This is a genomic window from Streptomyces sp. NPDC030814 (genome assembly GCF_055572155.1).
In genome coordinates this window covers 74,264-90,015 of sequence record NZ_JBVIDX010000032.1, presented here as the reverse complement: position 1 = coordinate 90,015, position 15,752 = coordinate 74,264, and the positions used below count along the sequence as shown (strand labels likewise).

The 15,752-nt window shown below is 71.6% G+C and carries 15 protein-coding genes; 7 read left to right on the top strand and 8 right to left on the bottom strand.

Annotated features, from left to right (window positions below):
• Window positions 1–262: 262 nt before the first annotated feature.
• Together ACZ43N_RS38530 and ACZ43N_RS38525 are read right to left on the bottom strand one after the other, a co-directional pair.
• Window positions 263–1,963 (bottom strand): DUF3152 domain-containing protein, encoded by a 1,701-nt coding sequence (locus ACZ43N_RS38530; protein ID WP_468103965.1) that lies wholly within the window; start codon window positions 1,961–1,963, stop codon window positions 263–265.
• 8 nt (window positions 1,964–1,971) lie between these two features.
• A complete protein-coding gene (locus ACZ43N_RS38525) occupies window positions 1,972–3,180 on the bottom strand; it encodes an alpha/beta fold hydrolase (RefSeq protein ID WP_468103964.1) in 1,209 nt (402 codons plus the stop codon).
• Window positions 3,181–3,542: 362 nt separating this feature from the next.
• Between ACZ43N_RS38525 and ACZ43N_RS38520 the strand changes: the two genes are divergently transcribed.
• The 4 genes from ACZ43N_RS38520 to ACZ43N_RS38505 all read left to right on the top strand — a co-directional run bounded on the left by ACZ43N_RS38520 (window position 3,543) and on the right by ACZ43N_RS38505 (window position 5,604).
• Entirely contained in the window at window positions 3,543–3,767 is a 225-nt protein-coding gene (locus tag ACZ43N_RS38520; protein ID WP_468103963.1) for a hypothetical protein, read from the top strand.
• 297 nt (window positions 3,768–4,064) lie between these two features.
• Entirely contained in the window at window positions 4,065–4,706 is a 642-nt protein-coding gene (locus ACZ43N_RS38515; RefSeq protein WP_468103961.1) for a TetR/AcrR family transcriptional regulator, read from the top strand.
• A 181-nt stretch (window positions 4,707–4,887) separates the two neighbouring features.
• On the top strand, window positions 4,888–5,115 hold the full coding sequence (locus ACZ43N_RS38510; protein ID WP_468103959.1) for a DUF3107 domain-containing protein: 228 nt from the start codon (window positions 4,888–4,890) through the stop codon (window positions 5,113–5,115).
• 219 nt (window positions 5,116–5,334) lie between these two features.
• Entirely contained in the window at window positions 5,335–5,604 is a 270-nt protein-coding gene (locus ACZ43N_RS38505) for a hypothetical protein (protein ID WP_468103958.1), read from the top strand.
• 270 nt (window positions 5,605–5,874) lie between these two features.
• Here ACZ43N_RS38505 and ACZ43N_RS38500 read toward each other — a convergent pair whose 3' ends face one another.
• Entirely contained in the window at window positions 5,875–6,645 is a 771-nt protein-coding gene (locus ACZ43N_RS38500) for a ferritin-like fold-containing protein (RefSeq protein ID WP_468103957.1), read from the bottom strand.
• 500 nt (window positions 6,646–7,145) lie between these two features.
• On the opposite strand from ACZ43N_RS38500, the gene ACZ43N_RS38495 reads away from it, so the two are divergent.
• On the top strand, window positions 7,146–9,623 hold the full coding sequence (locus tag ACZ43N_RS38495; protein ID WP_468103956.1) for a DEAD/DEAH box helicase: 2,478 nt from the start codon (window positions 7,146–7,148) through the stop codon (window positions 9,621–9,623).
• Window positions 9,624–9,869: 246 nt separating this feature from the next.
• Window positions 9,870–10,739, top strand: a complete 870-nt coding sequence (locus tag ACZ43N_RS38490) for an alpha/beta fold hydrolase (protein WP_468103955.1) — start codon at window positions 9,870–9,872, stop codon at window positions 10,737–10,739.
• A gap of 32 nt (window positions 10,740–10,771) precedes the next feature.
• Here the strand turns inward: ACZ43N_RS38490 and ACZ43N_RS38485 are convergent, their stop codons facing one another.
• Entirely contained in the window at window positions 10,772–11,677 is a 906-nt protein-coding gene (locus ACZ43N_RS38485) for an NYN domain-containing protein (RefSeq protein ID WP_468103954.1), read from the bottom strand.
• Between the two features lie 239 nt (window positions 11,678–11,916).
• Here ACZ43N_RS38485 and ACZ43N_RS38480 point away from each other — a divergent pair, with 239 nt between their 5' ends.
• Window positions 11,917–12,069 (top strand): hypothetical protein, encoded by a 153-nt coding sequence (locus tag ACZ43N_RS38480; RefSeq protein ID WP_468103953.1) that lies wholly within the window; start codon window positions 11,917–11,919, stop codon window positions 12,067–12,069.
• A 120-nt stretch (window positions 12,070–12,189) separates the two neighbouring features.
• On the opposite strand, the gene ACZ43N_RS38475 is transcribed toward ACZ43N_RS38480, so the two are convergent.
• From ACZ43N_RS38475 to ACZ43N_RS38460, 4 genes are all read right to left on the bottom strand, one after another.
• Window positions 12,190–12,795: a MarC family protein gene (locus ACZ43N_RS38475; RefSeq protein ID WP_468103952.1), complete on the bottom strand. Its 606-nt coding sequence runs from the start codon at window positions 12,793–12,795 to the stop codon at window positions 12,190–12,192.
• A gap of 259 nt (window positions 12,796–13,054) precedes the next feature.
• A complete protein-coding gene (locus ACZ43N_RS38470) occupies window positions 13,055–13,912 on the bottom strand; it encodes a PHP domain-containing protein (RefSeq protein WP_468103951.1) in 858 nt (285 codons plus the stop codon).
• Window positions 13,913–14,049: 137 nt separating this feature from the next.
• On the bottom strand, window positions 14,050–14,691 hold the full coding sequence (locus ACZ43N_RS38465; RefSeq protein ID WP_468103950.1) for a DUF6758 family protein: 642 nt from the start codon (window positions 14,689–14,691) through the stop codon (window positions 14,050–14,052).
• A 264-nt stretch (window positions 14,692–14,955) separates the two neighbouring features.
• Complete coding sequence (locus ACZ43N_RS38460) at window positions 14,956–15,540, bottom strand: suppressor of fused domain protein (protein ID WP_468103949.1); 585 nt, start codon at window positions 15,538–15,540, stop codon at window positions 14,956–14,958.
• Window positions 15,541–15,752 lie beyond the last annotated feature (212 nt).

Genomic DNA, 15,752 nt, shown 5'->3' with positions numbered 1-15,752 from the left:
TAGTTTGCCCCCCCTTTTTTTTGGTTTGGGGGCCCTCTTTTCAGCGGGGGGTTGAGGGGGGGAGAAAGGGGGGGGGGAAGGTGGGGGGCCGGGCTGGCTTTTTCCCCCCCCCCCCACCAAAAGGGGTGAACGGTCGTAACTTTCCCCAGCGGGACGCGTTTCGTCGCGCTAGGAGATCAAATGATTACTTCACGTCAGATCATCGAATGCGCCCGCCGCCCTCGCGCAGCCGATTCGCCCCGACCGCCGAGCCGGCACCGGATCAACTCTCCGGGAACGCCCACGGGTTGGCCTTGCACGTGATGCCGTCATAGGTGAGGAACTTGCTCTGCTGCTGCATGACGGGCGCGAGATCACCGTCCTTGTCGCAGGTCACATGGCTGTAGCCGAGGCGGTGTCCGATCTCGTGGTTGATCAGCATCTGCCGGTAAGCGTGGATGCGGTCGCCGTAGGTCTTCGAACCCTGGGCCCAGCGATAGGCGTTGATCATCACGCGCTCGGTGGCGGCTGAATCGCACGACACGTTGTCCACGGTCGTGTCGAGCCCCGACTTGGCGCACCACACGGCGGTGGTGCCGGGGCTGGCCAGCGTGATCACGAAGTCGGGCTCTCCCGAGGAGATCCGTTCGAAGGTGCGGCCCCCGTTGTGCGCCCAACTACGGTCGTCGTTCAGGGTCTTCTGCACGGCCTCGGCGAACAGCTCCGCGTCGAGACCCAGCCCCTCCTCGACATCGACCCGGTAGCGGTACTTCTGCCCCGTCCCCGGCGCCTTGTCGAAGCCCATGACAGCCTGGAACTTGCCGTTGCCCTCGAGGTCCGCGGCGAGCTCGTACTTCCTGCCCATCTTCTCGTCGTACGAGAGGGGGGTCACGTTCGGCACGCTGGACGGTGTGGGCCGGTCGTCGCTGCGTGAGGTGTCCCGTACGTCGCGGGCGCCGGCGTCGGCGGCCTGCGTCCGCGGGGCTGTGTCGTCCTGGCCGTCGGCGACCTGACCGCCGACGATGACAGCGAGCACGGTGGTGACGGCGGCTGCCGCGATCCCGGCGAACGCCCGCCCCTTGCCGCCCTTGCCCGCGTCCTCCGCCGGGTCGCCGGTCAGCGGCTCCTCTTCGAGAACCCGCTCGGCCCGTACGTCGGCACCTGCGTCGCCGTCGGCGTGCGGCGCGCCGCGGTGGCTCCTGCCGGGCGCGAAGACGTCGTCGGCCTCGTCGAAGGCGTCCAGATACGCCTGCCGCGGGCCGCCGGCCGGTGGCGGCACGGCCTCCTGCCGGGGCCGGGGGATGGGGATGCGCCGCCCCGGCCCCCGGTCGCCCGCGCCGTACGCAGGTCGGCCGGACTCGCCGTGCGGCGCGCCGAACGCAGGGCCGCCGGGCGCGCCGTACGGGGCCCCCGAAGGAGCCCCGTGCGTGCCCTGTCCGGCGCCCGTCCGTGGTCGCCCGTCATCGCCCAACCGGCCCCAGCCTCCACCCGCTTCACGCTGCTCGGGATGCCCACCACGGCTCTGCGGGAAGCCGCCCCGGCCTGGGGCACCGTCGGGTGGACGGGGAAAACCGTGCGCGGGTGTGCCGTCCCGGAAACGGGGCGCCCCCTGTCCCGAACCACCGTCCGGCAGACGCGGGAACCCATGCGCTGGCGTGCCGTCGGAGAACTGCGGGAGCCCGTGCGCCGACGTGCCATCGGGGAAACGTGGGAACCCATGGGCGGGCGTGGCATCGGGAAAACGTGGGAACCCATGGGCCGGCGTGCCATCGGGAGGGCGCCGCGCTCCCGGCCCCGAAGCCCCTTCGTGTCCGCGAGGGACTCCGCGTCCCGGCGTGCCGTCAGGTGAACCCGGTGAGGCCGGTGGGCGCGGTCCGCCGCGCGGTGCCTCGTGGTCACCGGCTCCTGGTGGGCCCCCTGGGGCCGCCGGTCCTTTGCTCGTGTCGCCTTTCGGCGCCCGCCCCTTGCGGCTGTGCCGTCCCACGCCGCGTCTCAGCTCCCCACTGCGGGGTCGCCCGGTGCGGCTCCGCCCCCGGCGGACTCGTCACCGTCGGGCGCGCCCGAACCGACCGCCTCCACCGTCATCCCCTTCACGGGCTCGCCCTTCACCGGCTTCCCGTTCACAGACTCCCCGTTCACCCGCTCCACGTCCGCCCGGTCCCGGGCCGACGCCGCTGAGCCCCGTACGCCCGAATGCCGCGCCGCGGAGCCATGTCCCTCAGAGCCTCCCACACCGTCCGACCCCGTCCTGGTCGCGTCGGCCAGCAGGTCGAGGAACGCCGCGGCCACCGTCTGCGGGTACTCCATCATGGCCACGTGCCCGGCGTCCGGCAGGGACACGAGGCGCGAGTCGCGGAAGGCGCGGGCGGCGCGCTGGGCCATGCGGTAGCCGACGAGCTGATCGCGGCGGCCGTAGACGAGGAGCGTGGGGGCGAGGACACGCTCGGCCTGGCGCCACAGCGAGTGCTGACCGCCCAACGTGTACGCGTCGACGAGCCCACGGGCGGATCTGGTCATCGCGTCCCACATGTACGGGAGTTGGAGGCGTCGCTCCATCTCCTCCACGGCGTTGCGGAAGCCCTCCTCCGAGACCCGGCCGGGGTCGCCGTAGCAGAGCGCCATGACACCCCGGACGCGCTGCTCGGCGGTCCAGCCCTTGGTGAAACGGGTGAAGAGCGCCGCCACACCGGGGACCGCGAGCAACCCGGTCGGCAGCGCGGTGCGCTGCACGCGCAGCTCGGGAAGCGCGGGCGACACCAGGGTCAGCGTCCGTACGAGGTCGGGGCGCAGGGCCGCCACGCGCGTGGTGACCGCGCCGCCGAGGGAGTTGCCGAAGAGGTGCACCGGGCCGCGCCCGGACGCGTCCAGGTAACGGATGACCGCACGCGCGTGTGCCGTGACCGAGTAGTTGCCGTCGTCCGGCGGCGGCGAGTCGCCGAAGCCGGGCAGGTCGACCGCCTCGCTGGCCACCGCCTCGTCGAGCAGCGGCATCAGCCCCGACCAGTTCTGGGAGGAGCCGCCCAGCCCGTGCACGTACAGGGCGGGCGGCAGATCGTCACGCGCCGGCGGTCTCGACCGCACCGCCAGAGTGATCCCCGGCAGTCTCACCGACCTGAGCCGCTCCCCCGGCGCCACGCGCACCGAACTCGCCTTCGGCGACGCGGTTGCGGTCAGCAGGGACGGTAGTTCGGTCGAAGACATGCGGCAATGTTACGAGACGATCACGCAGTGGCTCATGTGTTCGCCGTCACAGATCGAGCCGGGTGGGGCGGGGTACCGGAGCACGACGTGGTCCCTGCGACCACGAAACCCGAAGCGGCTCCCGCGGCCAGCGGCGGGCCGACGGCGAAGTCGCGGTGAGACCCCGGCGACCACGCGGGGCGATCACGGCGGCCGGCGGCGCCACCGCCGCCGACAACCGTCCCCGTCACCACCGGACCGCATAGCGCCACGTTCGGCTGTCTCCTAGGCTCGTAGGCAGCAAGCACCACCCGTACGTGGCCCCTGCCGCTTCAGGGACGTTCCCGGCAGCACCGAGGCAGTAGCAGGAAGGGGAAACCCCGATGGCCGTTGACCCCACCGATCCTGAGACATTCGCGGAGACGGAGGCCGATTCCGTGGAGATCGACGACGTCGAGGCCCCCGAGGCCGATGCCGCCGAACAGCACACGTACGTCACCCCGGACAGGGACGACCCGTTGACCGACGTCGATCCCGACGCAGCCAACGTGGCCGACCTCGCCGAACAGGCCCGGGTGGTCGACCTCGACGAGGACGACTACCGCTGACACCGGACCCCGCCCGGACTGACACCGGACCGGGCCGGGCCCGCCCGGCGACCGACGTCGACGCTCCCGCCGGCGCACCGCCCGCCACCAGGACGACCGCCGGTGATGCCGACGACGACGATCGGTGACGGGAAAGGGCTTCCTTCTGTCCACCCTGCCCACGTTTGACGCGGTCCGCGGCACTTTCCCAGGCGTCCGGTCCGTGAAATTCTGCGCTCGCACCGCGCGCACCAGGGTTACCGAAAAGTACGATGGCGGCGCGGCGCACACCGCAAGTGGACGATTTTGGGAGGCGGCGTGACAGCCATCGAGCAGACAGAGGCGGCACGCCCGCGGGGCACACGCCTTCCGCGCCGAGCCCGACGGAACCAGCTGCTGGGCGCTGCCCAGGAAGTCTTTGTGGCCCAGGGCTACCACGCGGCCGCGATGGACGACATCGCCGAGCGGGCCGGCGTCAGCAAGCCGGTCCTCTACCAGCACTTCCCCGGCAAGCTCGACCTGTACCTCGCTCTGCTCGACCAGCACTGCGAGTCCCTCATCCAGGCCGTGCGCGGCGCGCTCGCGTCGACGACCGACAACAAGCAGCGCGTCCGGGCCACGATGGACGCGTACTTCGCGTACGTCGAGGACGAGGGCGGCGCCTTCCGGCTGGTCTTCGAGTCGGACCTGACGAACGAGCCCGCCGTGCGCGAGCGCGTGGACAAGGTCACCAACGAGTGCGCCGAGGCCATCTGCGACGTCATCGCCGAGGACACCGGTCTGTCGCGCGCGGAGTCGATGCTGCTCGCCTCCGGGCTGGGCGGTCTCGCCCAGGTCGTGGCGCGGTCCTGGCTGCACAGCGACCGCAGCGTCCCGCGCGAGCAGGCGGTCCAGCTGCTGGCGTCGCTGGCCTGGCGCGGCATCGCCGGCTTCCCGCTGCACGGCACCGAGCACCACTGACCGTCGTCGCGCGTTCCCCCGGACCGGTGTTCGGCACACACCTGGTCCGGGGTTTTGTTCCCGCACCCTGTTCGCTCCTGGCGTTCTCGAGCGGAGGGTGGGCGTCCCCTCACCGGGCTAATGTGTGCTGGGTACAGCGCGGACGCCCGCGCACTTCACTGACCGTCGGAGGGACATAGCCGTGGAGGTCAAGATCGGCGTGCAGCACGCGCCCCGCGAGATCGTTCTGGAGAGCGGTCAGAGCGCCGAGGAGGTCGAGCGCGCCGTGTCCGAGGCGCTGACCGGCAAGTCGGCGCTGCTGAGCCTCACGGACGAGCACGGCCGCAAGGTGCTGATCCCGGCCGACCGTCTCGCATACATCGAAATCGGCGAGCCGACCGCCCGCAAGGTGGGCTTCAGCGCGCTCTAGCCGAGAGGCACGCGAGGCATACGGAGGGGCCCGGTGGTGTGAAACCACCGGGCCCCTCCGTCATACGTCCGTCCACGCGCTCCTCCCGGCTCCCACGGCCCGAAGCCCACACGAGGGCCATAACTCGCCCACAGAGGGAGGATTGCGTTCCGTGACTCGCGGGTAGGACCGGCTACGACCGATTTGCCCAGGCCAGACCGTGCGGGAGGGAACCCGATCATGTTCTTGGAAGCGCTCGGATCCGCACTCGTCGGACTCGCCCTCGCCTGCGCCGCCGTCTACCGTCTGGCGCACCGTCTGCCGTCCCGCACGCTCGTGCTGCCGACCGGCGTGGCCGGCGCCCTCTTCGGCGCCTTCCTCGCCCACACCGCCCTGGGTGCCACGAACTATCTGGTGCTCCTGAGCGGTGCGGCGATCGTCGCCGCGGCGTCGCTCTCGCTCCTGCTGCGGCCGACGGAGCGCTTTCGACGCAGCTCGGCGCCCGCCTGAGCGCCAGGCCCCCACGGGGACGCAGGTCCCCGACATCAGCGGCTCCACCGCGCGGGCGCGCCCGAGCACGACGGACCGACAACGGCCGCCCACGGAGACCACGCCCCGCTCACCGGCAGTCCAACGGCACCGGTCCGGCAGTCGGCGTGATCCAAACGACAGACCCTAGAGCCGCTCATGCGGCGCCCAGCCGTCCCACGCGGCGGCCGGACGCGCACCAGGCGACCAGGTACCCACGCACGGCCGGACGCCCGCGCGGCGATCAGTTCCTCACGCGGCCAGGCCCAGCGCGGCCATCCGCTTCGTGTGCGCCTCGGTGATCCGGGAGAACATCCGCCCTACCTCCGCCAGGTCGAACCCGTCGGCCACACCGCCCACGAGCATCGTGGACAAGGCATCCCGGTCGGCCACCACCCGCTGCGACTGCGACAGCGCCTCACCCATCAGCCGCCGCGCCCAGAGCGCGAGCCGCCCGCCCACCCGCGGGTCCTCGTCGATCGCGGCCCGCACCTTCTCCACCGCGAACTCGGCGTGCCCGGTGTCGTCGAGGACGGCGAGCACCAGCCCGCGCGAGTCGGCGTCCAGGTGCGCCGCGACCTCCCGGTAGAAGTCACTGGCGATCGAGTCGCCGACGTACGCCTTGACGAGGCCCTCCAGCCAGTCCGAGGGCGCCGTCTGCTTGTGGAAGCCGTCGAGCGCGTCCACGAACGGCTCCATGGCCCGCGTCGGCTCCTCGCCGATCTCCGTGAGCCGGTCCCGCAGCCTCTCGAAGTGGTGGAACTCCGCAGCGGCCATCTTCGCCAGCTCCGCCTTGTCGACGAGCGTCGGCGCCAGCTTCGCGTCCTCCGCGAGCCGTTCGAACGCCGCGAGCTCCCCGTACGCCAGCGCTCCGAGCAGATCCACGACGGCGGCGCGGTACTGCGGATCGGCCGAGGCTTGGGCCCAGTCCTGGGCGGCGATGCCGGTGACCTCGGCGGTCTCGGCCGTCTCAGCGGTACCGGCGGCGTTGTCAGGCTTGTCAGACGTGGTCATGAAGCGCACAATAGCCCGCTCTGCGCGGGGCGGAAGGGCCCGGTCGATCGGTGTGACGACGACTACGTGACCAAATCGGCCATCGCATGTGCGCGTTTCCGGGGTATGGTGGTAATGCGCCTGCTGAGTAGGTCGACGTACCACTGCGGTATCTCGACCGCCTCTCGACAGGCCGCACGCATGAGGATGCCCGGTCGGTGGCCCGATCGGCTCCGACCCGACAGCCCTCCTGTTCCGTACGGCACTCTGCGTACGGCGTCCGGAGGGAACCCCTCAGCGGTATGAGCGCTAGAGCGTCGGCAGTGGTCCCGTGCCACACGGCCAGCCCGTGAGGGCGGCCGATGTCCCCCCAGGCACGGTCAGACGACACGACCCCCGCGCTCGCGCCACACCGCGTACACAGAAGAGGCAGCACCCTGACTACGACTTTTCGAGATCTCGGAATCCTTCCCGAGACGGCCGAGGCCCTGGAAGCCGTCGGCATCATCACTCCCTTCCCCATCCAGGAGATGACGCTCCCCGTCGCCCTCTCCGGCACCGACGTCATCGGCCAGGCCAAGACCGGCACCGGCAAGACCCTCGGCTTCGGTCTGCCGCTCCTGGAGCGCGTCACCGTCCCCGCCGACGTCGAGGCCGGCCGCGCCAGGCCCGAGGACCTCACCGACGCCCCGCAGGCGCTCGTCGTCGTCCCCACACGCGAGCTGTGCACGCAGGTCACCAACGACCTGCTGACCGCCGGCAAGGTGCGGAACGTCCGCGTCACCGCGATCTACGGCGGCCGCGCCTACGAGCCGCAGGTCGAGGCCCTGAAGAAGGGCGTCGATGTCGTCATCGGCACCCCCGGACGACTCCTCGACCTGGCCGGCCAGAAGAAGCTGAACCTGAAGCACGTCAAGTGCCTGGTCCTCGACGAGGCCGACGAGATGCTCGACCTGGGCTTCCTGCCCGACGTCGAGAAGATCATCGACATGCTTCCGCCGAAGCGCCAGACGATGCTGTTCTCGGCGACCATGCCGGGCGCGGTCATCGGACTGGCCCGCCGCTACATGTCGCAGCCGACACACATCCGTGCCACCGCCCCGCACGACGAGGGCGTGACGGTCGCGAACATCGCGCAGCACGTCTACCGCGCGCACAACATGGACAAGCCGGAGATGGTCGCGCGCATACTGCAGGCCGACGGCCGGGGACTGGCCATGGTCTTCTGCCGCACCAAGCGCACGGCCGCCGACCTCGCCGACCAGCTCAAGCAGCGCGGTTTCGCCTCCGGCGCGGTCCACGGCGACCTCGGCCAGGGCGCCCGTGAGCAGGCGCTGCGCGCCTTCCGCAACGGCAAGGTCGACGTCCTCGTCTGCACCGACGTCGCCGCGCGCGGCATCGACGTCGAGGGCGTCACCCACGTCATCAACTACCAGTCCCCCGAGGACGAGAAGACGTATCTGCACCGCATCGGCCGTACGGGCCGCGCGGGCGCGTCGGGTACGGCGATCACGCTCGTCGACTGGGACGACATCCCGCGCTGGCAGCTGATCAACAAGGCGCTGGAGCTGAACTTCAACGACCCGCCGGAGACGTACTCCACGTCCCCGCACCTCTTCGAGGAACTGAGCATCCCGGCGGGTACGAAGGGCGTTCTCCCGCGCTCGGAGCGCACTCGGGCCGGCCTCGACGCCGAGGAGCTGGAAGACCTCGGTGAGCCGGGTGGTCGCGGTGCCCGTGGGCGCAGCGGTCGTTCCTCCGGCCCCGCGTCGTCCGCCGAGCGCGAGCGCCCGGCGCGTACGCCACGCCGTCGTCGCCGGACGCGCGGTGGCGCCGCCGTCGACGCGACGTCCTCCCAGGCGACGGCGGTCACCGAGCCGACGCGGCCCGCGGACGCGCCCGACACGGCCACCGAGCCCGACGCCGGCCCCCGCACGCCCCGCCGTCGTCGCCGCACCCGCGGCGGCGCGACGCCGGCGGAGACGGTGGGTTCCGAGAAGGCCGTGGACACTGTCGACGACACCGTCGACACCGTCGACACCGTGGACGCCGTGGATGCCGCGGTGAGCGCGGTCGAGGACGTCGCGGACACGGCGGGGGCCCTGCCTTCCGCTGACGAGGCGAAGCCGCGCCGTCGCCGCACGCGCAGGACGGCGTCGACGGAACCGGTTGAGGCTCCGGGCGCCGAGGTGGCGGTCGACACGGTCGAGAGCACGGTGGCCGAGGAGGCTCCCGCCAAGCCGCGTCGGCGTACGCGGAAGGCCGCGGAGGCCCCCGTGGCTTCCGAGGCGGCGCCCACCGCCGAGGCCGCGCTCGACACGGCCGAAGGCACGCCTGCCACCGAGGAGGCCGCCAAACCCCGCCGCCGGACCCGCAAGACCGCGGCAACCGCCGAGGTCCCGAGCGAGGAGACGGCAGCCGCCGACGAGACCGCACCCAAGACCCGCCGCCGGACCACCCGCAAGGTCGCCGAGCCCCCGGTCGACGCGTCCGAGACGGTGGCCGAGGAGGCTCCCGCCAAGCCGCGTCGGCGCGCGCGGAAGGCCGCGGAGGCCCCCGTGGCTTCCGAGGCGGCGCCCACCGCCGAGGCCGCGCTCGACACGGCCGAAGGCACGCCTGCCACCGAGGAGACCGCCAAACCCCGCCGCCGGACCCGCAAGACCGCGGCAACCGCCGAGGTCCCGAGCAAGGAGACGGCAGCCGCCGACGAGACCGCACCCAAGACCCGCCGCCGGACCACCCGCAAGGTCGCCGAGCCCCCGGTCGACGCGTCCGAGACGGTGGCCGAGGAGGCCCCCGCCAAGCCGCGTCGGCGCACGCGGAAGGCCGCGGAGGCGCCTGCGGTGGAGGCGTCGGTTCCGGCGCAGCCGACGGAGGAGCAGGCGACCAAGCCGCGTCGCACGCGGAAGGCTGCGGCCACGGTTGCGGACGCGGGTGCGGCTGAGACGCCGGCGCCGCGTCGGCGGGCGCGGAAGGCTGCGGCTGTCGCGGAGTCGACGGACGGCTGACCCGAGGTAGTGAGGCGGAGGCCCGGTTCCCCCTGCGGGGGGCCGGGCCTCCGGCGTTCCGGGGGGCGTCCCGGATTCCTTGCCCCCGCCGCCCCACCCGTCCCGTGCCCAGGGGCTGCCGGTCGGGGGTGGGGGCTTGTCGCGCAGTCCCCACCGCGCCCCTGAAGGGGCCTGCGGCCCTTCAGACGCCCGCCGGCCCCTTCGGGCTTGTGATTGGGGTGGGCGGTCTCCGGATACCCTCGCCTCATGAGCCGTCCTCCCACCTTCGCCCCTCCTCCCGGCGCCCGCGCCCACCGGCTGCGCACCTCCCGCGGTGAGTTCGCCGTGATCGAGGCGGGCACGCCGGTGAAGGGCACCGTGCTCCTCGTGCCGGGGTTCACGGGCAGCAAGGAGGACTTCATCGCGCTGCACGCACCACTGGCGGAGGCCGGGTACCGCTCGGTGGCCGTGGACGGACGAGGCCAGTACGAGAGCGAGGGGCCCAAGGACGACGAGTCGCCGTACGCGCAGGACGAACTGGCCTGGGACCTGCTCGCGCAGGCGCGGGCCGTCGGCGACGGCGCCCCCCTGCACCTCGTCGGCCACTCCCTCGGCGGTCAGATCTCCCGCGCCGCGGTCCTCCTGGACGCCTCCCCCTTCGCCTCCCTCACCCTGATGGCCTCGGGTCCGGCACAGATCTCGGAGAGCCAGCAGCAGCGTGTGAAGCTGCTGCGGGACGCCCTGGCCGTGATGGGCATGGAGCAGGTGTGGGACGCCATCCAGGCGATGGAACCGCCGGAGGAGACCGACACCGGCGGTCTCGACGAGGGGCTGGACGACAGCGCCGACCTACGCCGCCGCTGGCTCGCCCACAGCCCGGCCCAGCTCATCGCCACCGGCCGGCAGCTCTGCTCGGAGCCCGACCGCGTCGCCGAACTGGCCGCCCTGGGCCTGCCCACGCACGTCCTGTCCGGCGAGCGCGACGACACGTGGCCGATCCCGCTCCTCGACGACATGGCCGCCCGCCTGCACGCGCATCGCACCGTCGTCACCGCCGCCGAGCACTCCCCCAACACGGACCAGCCGAAGACGACGGCCGCCGCCCTGATCGGCTTCTGGGACCAGCTCACCGGCTGAGCCCGGCTGCGTACCGCCGGGAGCCCGCCGGCCTAGTACTGCGCCCGCAGGTGCTCCCAGAACCCGTCCCGCAGCGCCCGTCTCAGGTCCGCCTGGCCCCGTAGCGAGTACTGGAGCAGGCCCTCCGCCTCGACGAGGAGGTCCTGGTCGACGGAGCCGGGCAGGTACGGGTGGCCGTGCAGGAGCTCCCTGAGCGGTTCCCGGCCCCGGGACGCGAGCCATTTCGCGGCGATCTGGGCGCCGACGAAGCGCACGTCCTCACGGGTGGGCCGGGCACCGGCGGTGGCCTCGTACGGGACGGCTGCCCGCCGGGAGACGTACGGCTTGAAGAAGTCGAGGTCGAAGGTCCGCTGGCTGTCGACCTCCCAGAGCAGCGGCTCGGCCTGGTTGCGGCCCTCCGGAGCCTCGATGCCCCAGAGATGGACCCGCGCCCCGTACCCCTGCGCGGCCTCGACCGCCGAGACCAGGTCCTCGTCACCGCCGATGAGCGCCGCGTCGCTGATGGCGCGGTGCCGGGCCAGGGACTCGAGGTCGGTGCGGATGAGGGAGTCGACGCCCTTCTGCTGGTTGTTCGCGTTGAGGTTGCCGAGCCGCACCTTGACGTCCGGCAGCTCGGCGATGGACTGCTGCTCCGCCGTATGGATGCGGCGGCGCGCCCCGTCGTACCAGTAGACGCGGAGCAGTCGGCTGTCCGCGAAGATCGTGCGGGCCCGGTCGATCAGGGCGTCGATGAGACCTTCCGCATCGAGGTCGAAGGACCGCCGGTCCTCCGTCCCGGCGACGAGCCGGCCGACGGCAGCGTACAGATACCCGGCGTCGACGAAGATCGCATGGGTCGAGGGCGTCTTCGCCACCTCGGCGAGCATGCGCTGGAGCAGCTCGTTCGTACGGTCGATGCGGGCGCCGAGCGCCGCCAGGTCGTCGTCGTTCATATGCATCCATTGTCCCGGCGGTCACGCTGCGAACACAACCGGTCCCAATCAGTCTTCCAGCTTCCTGGTAGACACACCCACAACGTCACTTACCAGCCAGTAATTAGGTTCTCGAAAAATTTCCTTAGCGTAGGGAATGTTTGTAACAGGCATACCGTTGACTCCTCATGGAACACGGGCACCGACGACCCGCGCACCACCAGTAGTTCTCCCCAGGGGAGGACGACCAGACGAAGGGAGAAGCCATGCGCTTCGAAATCCTGCGACTCGACGACATCGACGGTACGCCCGTCGACAGCACCGTCGTGGACGCCGCCTCCGTCAACAGGATCGTGCAGCAGGCCGCCGCCATCGGGCAGCGCCTCTGGATCCGCCCCGCCGACATGACCGCTTCGTAGTACCGGCCGACGTGACCGCCTCCCGCGAGGCGGATCCGTGCAGACTTCAGAGCCCCGTACGGGTCGCACCGATGTGCGCCGTACGGGGCTCTGCGTACGTCCGGACCCGGGGGCTCGGTATCAGCTGCCCCGGACGACCTGTGTGACACCGTTGATGATCTGCTGCACGGCGATCGCGGACAGCATCATCCCCGCGAGCCGGGTCACCAGTACCACACCGCCGTCCTTGATGACGCGGATGATCAGCAGCGAGTACCGCATCGTCAGCCACAGCACGACATGGATCGCCAGGATCGCCACCCACACCGACACCTGGGCGGCCACACCGTCCGCCTTCTGCACCGCCAGGATCACGGACACGATCGCCCCGGGCCCGGCCAGCAACGGCATGCCCAGCGGCACCAGGGCGACGTTCACGTCCTTCGTCTGCTTGGGCTCGTCCGTCTTCCCGGTCAGCAGATCGAGCGCGATCAGCAGGAGCAGCAGTCCGCCCGCGATCATCAGCGCGGGTACGGAGACATGCAGATAGTCGAGGATGTGGTTCCCCAGCAGACCGAAGACGGCGATCACCCCACCGGCCACGCAGACGGCCTGCAGTGCCATCCGCTTCTGGGTCCGGGCGGGACGTCCGGCGGTGAGGCCGAGGAAGATCGGGGTGATCCCCGGGGGATCCATGATCACGAACAGGGTGAGGAAGAGGGAACCGAAGACGGCGAGATCGAACACAGGGGTGCCTAGCGAGAGTGTGTGGAAAGCGGAGCAGGGGGAGATCAGCCCGCATCGCCGAGCGTTCGCGACACGGGGGAACATCGGACACGGGGGAACATCGGACACGGGAGAACACGGGACACGGGCGGACACAGGACATTGGCGGGCAGCGGGACAGCCGGGCAGCGGGACGGCCGGGCAGCCGGGCCGGACTGATGGGCCACCGACCGGGAGCCGTCGGCCTGAGCCGCCGGGTGCCCTCTGACGGAGGAGCCGTCTACTTCCCGCCGGTCCCCGGGACGGGAAACGCTCCGGTGGCGCGGCGCGTGATCTCCCCGTACACCTCGGGGTCGGTCGTGTACTCGCCGAGCGCACAGGTCTTGCGGCTGCCGTGGTAGTCGGAGGACCCGGTGGCGAGCAGCCCCAGTTCCTTCGCGAGGCCGCGCAAGCGCGCCCGGGTCGCCGGGTCGTGCTCCATGTGATCGACCTCGATGCCGTCGAGCCCGGCGGCGGCGAGGTCGGCGATCGCGGACTCGGGGACGGTACGGCCGCGTTTGACGGCGGCGGGGTGCGCGAAGACCGCCACTCCGCCGGCGCTCTTGATCAGCCGGATCGCCTCGAACGGGTCGGTCTCGTGCTTCTCGACGAAGGCACGGCCTCCGTCGGCGAGCCACTGCGGGGTGAAGGCGTCGTTCACGGTCGGCACGACGCCGACTTCGACGAGGGCGGTGGCCACATGGGGGCGACCCACGGAACCGTCACCCGCGATCCGCGCGACCTGGTCCCAGGTGACGGGCACGCCCAGCTCGTTCAGCTTGGCGACCATCCCACGGGCCCGCGGCACCCGGTCGTCCCGGACCAGCTCGCGCTCGGCGAGCAGCCGGGGCTCCTCGGGGTCGAACAGGTAGGCCAGCATGTGCATGCTGACGCCGTCCAGGCGGCACGACAGCTCGGCGCCGGTGACAAGCGTGAGCCCGTCCGGCAGCGCGGCGATCGCCTCGGCATGGCCGCGGGTCGTGTCGTGGTCGGTCAGCGCGACGACGTCCAGCCCCGCGGCACCGGCCTTGCGGACCAGCTCAGCGGGGGTGTCCGTACCGTCGGAGGCCGTGGAGTGGCAGTGCAGATCGATACGCACGACTCGGACTCCAGGCGCAGACGGAACGGAAGCGGACGCTCAAGAATAGCGCCCTTTCGAAGCGCTCCGGTCACACCCGAACCCGGGTAGCACCCCCTACACGGAGGGGGCGCCTCATGGCTCGGGGTGGGCGTCCCTCAGGGCTCCAGGATGCGTGGAGACAGCGCGCCGCACGGGAGGAGCTCCACCTCCGCGCCCCCGTCCCGCAGGTCGGTCAGGACCATTTCGTCATACATGAGGAGGCCCGTCTGCTCGGGCCAGACGACCGCCCACAGCCAGAGGCCGAGCGCCTCACCGGCGAAGACCGCGCGGTCGTCGGGGGTACCGGTGACATGCCAGAGGGGCGTGGGACGTCCCGCGGCGAGCACCTTGGCCTGGGGCGGTTTCTCCACGCTGAGATACGGCCCGGGGTCGGGCCCGTCGATGCCCGCGTACCGCGCACCGAGGCCCACGCCGAGTTCCTCGGCGATGAGTACCAGCTCACCCATGCCGCCGAGCGGCCCCGGGCCGGAGCAGGCCACGGCGGTGGCGCGTCCCCCGCTGCGGTCGTCGCCGGCGAAGGCCGCGCCGGTGAACAGCCAGCCCACCGGCAGCGGCCACGGCATCCACACCGGCACCTGGGCGCGGTGCACCACGACGCTGAGGGCCTCGACGCTGGGCGGGATCACGGGCTGCAGCGGGTGCACCGTCCCATGTACAGCGCACTGCCAGGAGTCGGCAAAGAGGCCGGGAGCCCTGACCCGGCCACCACACTTCGGGCAACTGGGTTCGCCCCTCATAGGGCCCAACGGTCCTCCCCGTGCTTCCTCGCGTCAAGGACGATCACCCGTCCGGCGTGTGCGCGTCACATTCCGCGCACGGGTGCCGGACACTCCGGACAGCGGCCGGCCGCCCGAGGACCGGGGAGCCAACCACCGGAATCAACTACCCACACCGCAGAGGGGAGCGGCGATTTTCGGCCACCTGCCGGTCGCCCGCCGGTCGCCTGTGGCGTGCCGTCCATCACACGGGGAAGTCGTGGGAAGCCGTCCGGGGCGGTCCGCTCAGTCCAGGGGGACCGCCGTACGGAAGGGGTCGCGGAGGTCCGTCCCATGGGTGAGCCAGCGCTCCTGGAGGGCCTGGGCACCGTGGACACGCTTCCAGGCCGCCTCGTTGGGGGTCATCGGGAGGAGGGGGAGGAAACGTACGGGGTCGGCGGGGGCGTCGAGTTCGAGGTCCTCGACCAGGCCACCGGATTCGGCGACGAGGACAGAGGTGAAGGGGGCACCGGGCCAGAGTGGCTCACCCACGTCGAGGGAGGCGCCGGGGGCCACGACCACGCCCTCCACCTGCGGTGACGCGGCCAGCACGGCCAGCGGGCGGAGAACCTTGTCGGTGTCGGCGATTCCGTGGCGGACGGACAGGACGAGTTCTGCGCGGGGGCCCTTGACGGGGTCGGCGAGGACCGCGGTGGGGTCGGCCATCGGCTGGGCGGACATGCCGAGCGTGGCGTAGCGGACGACGTCGCCCTCGGTGAAGCGGAGCACCTCGACACGGTCCGTACCGAGGAAGGTGATCGCGGCGCGCGCGTCCGGTTCGCCCAGCGCGCTGCGCAAACGGGCTTCCACCAACGGAAGAACATCAGCCATGAGCCGAGCATAGAACTCGTCAGGAACCGGCAAACGGGCGCCTTGACACTTCAGTCGACTGTTAGTCTGGGGCGCCGGTCGGGACAGCCGCGGGCAGCACGCAGAAGCGTCACTCTCAAGCCCTCTTGTCCCGGCCAGAGAAAACTGACTCCCCTACGGGGAACCCCGGATGGGGTATGGAACGTCCCTTACGAGGGACCGGCCGGAGGAGG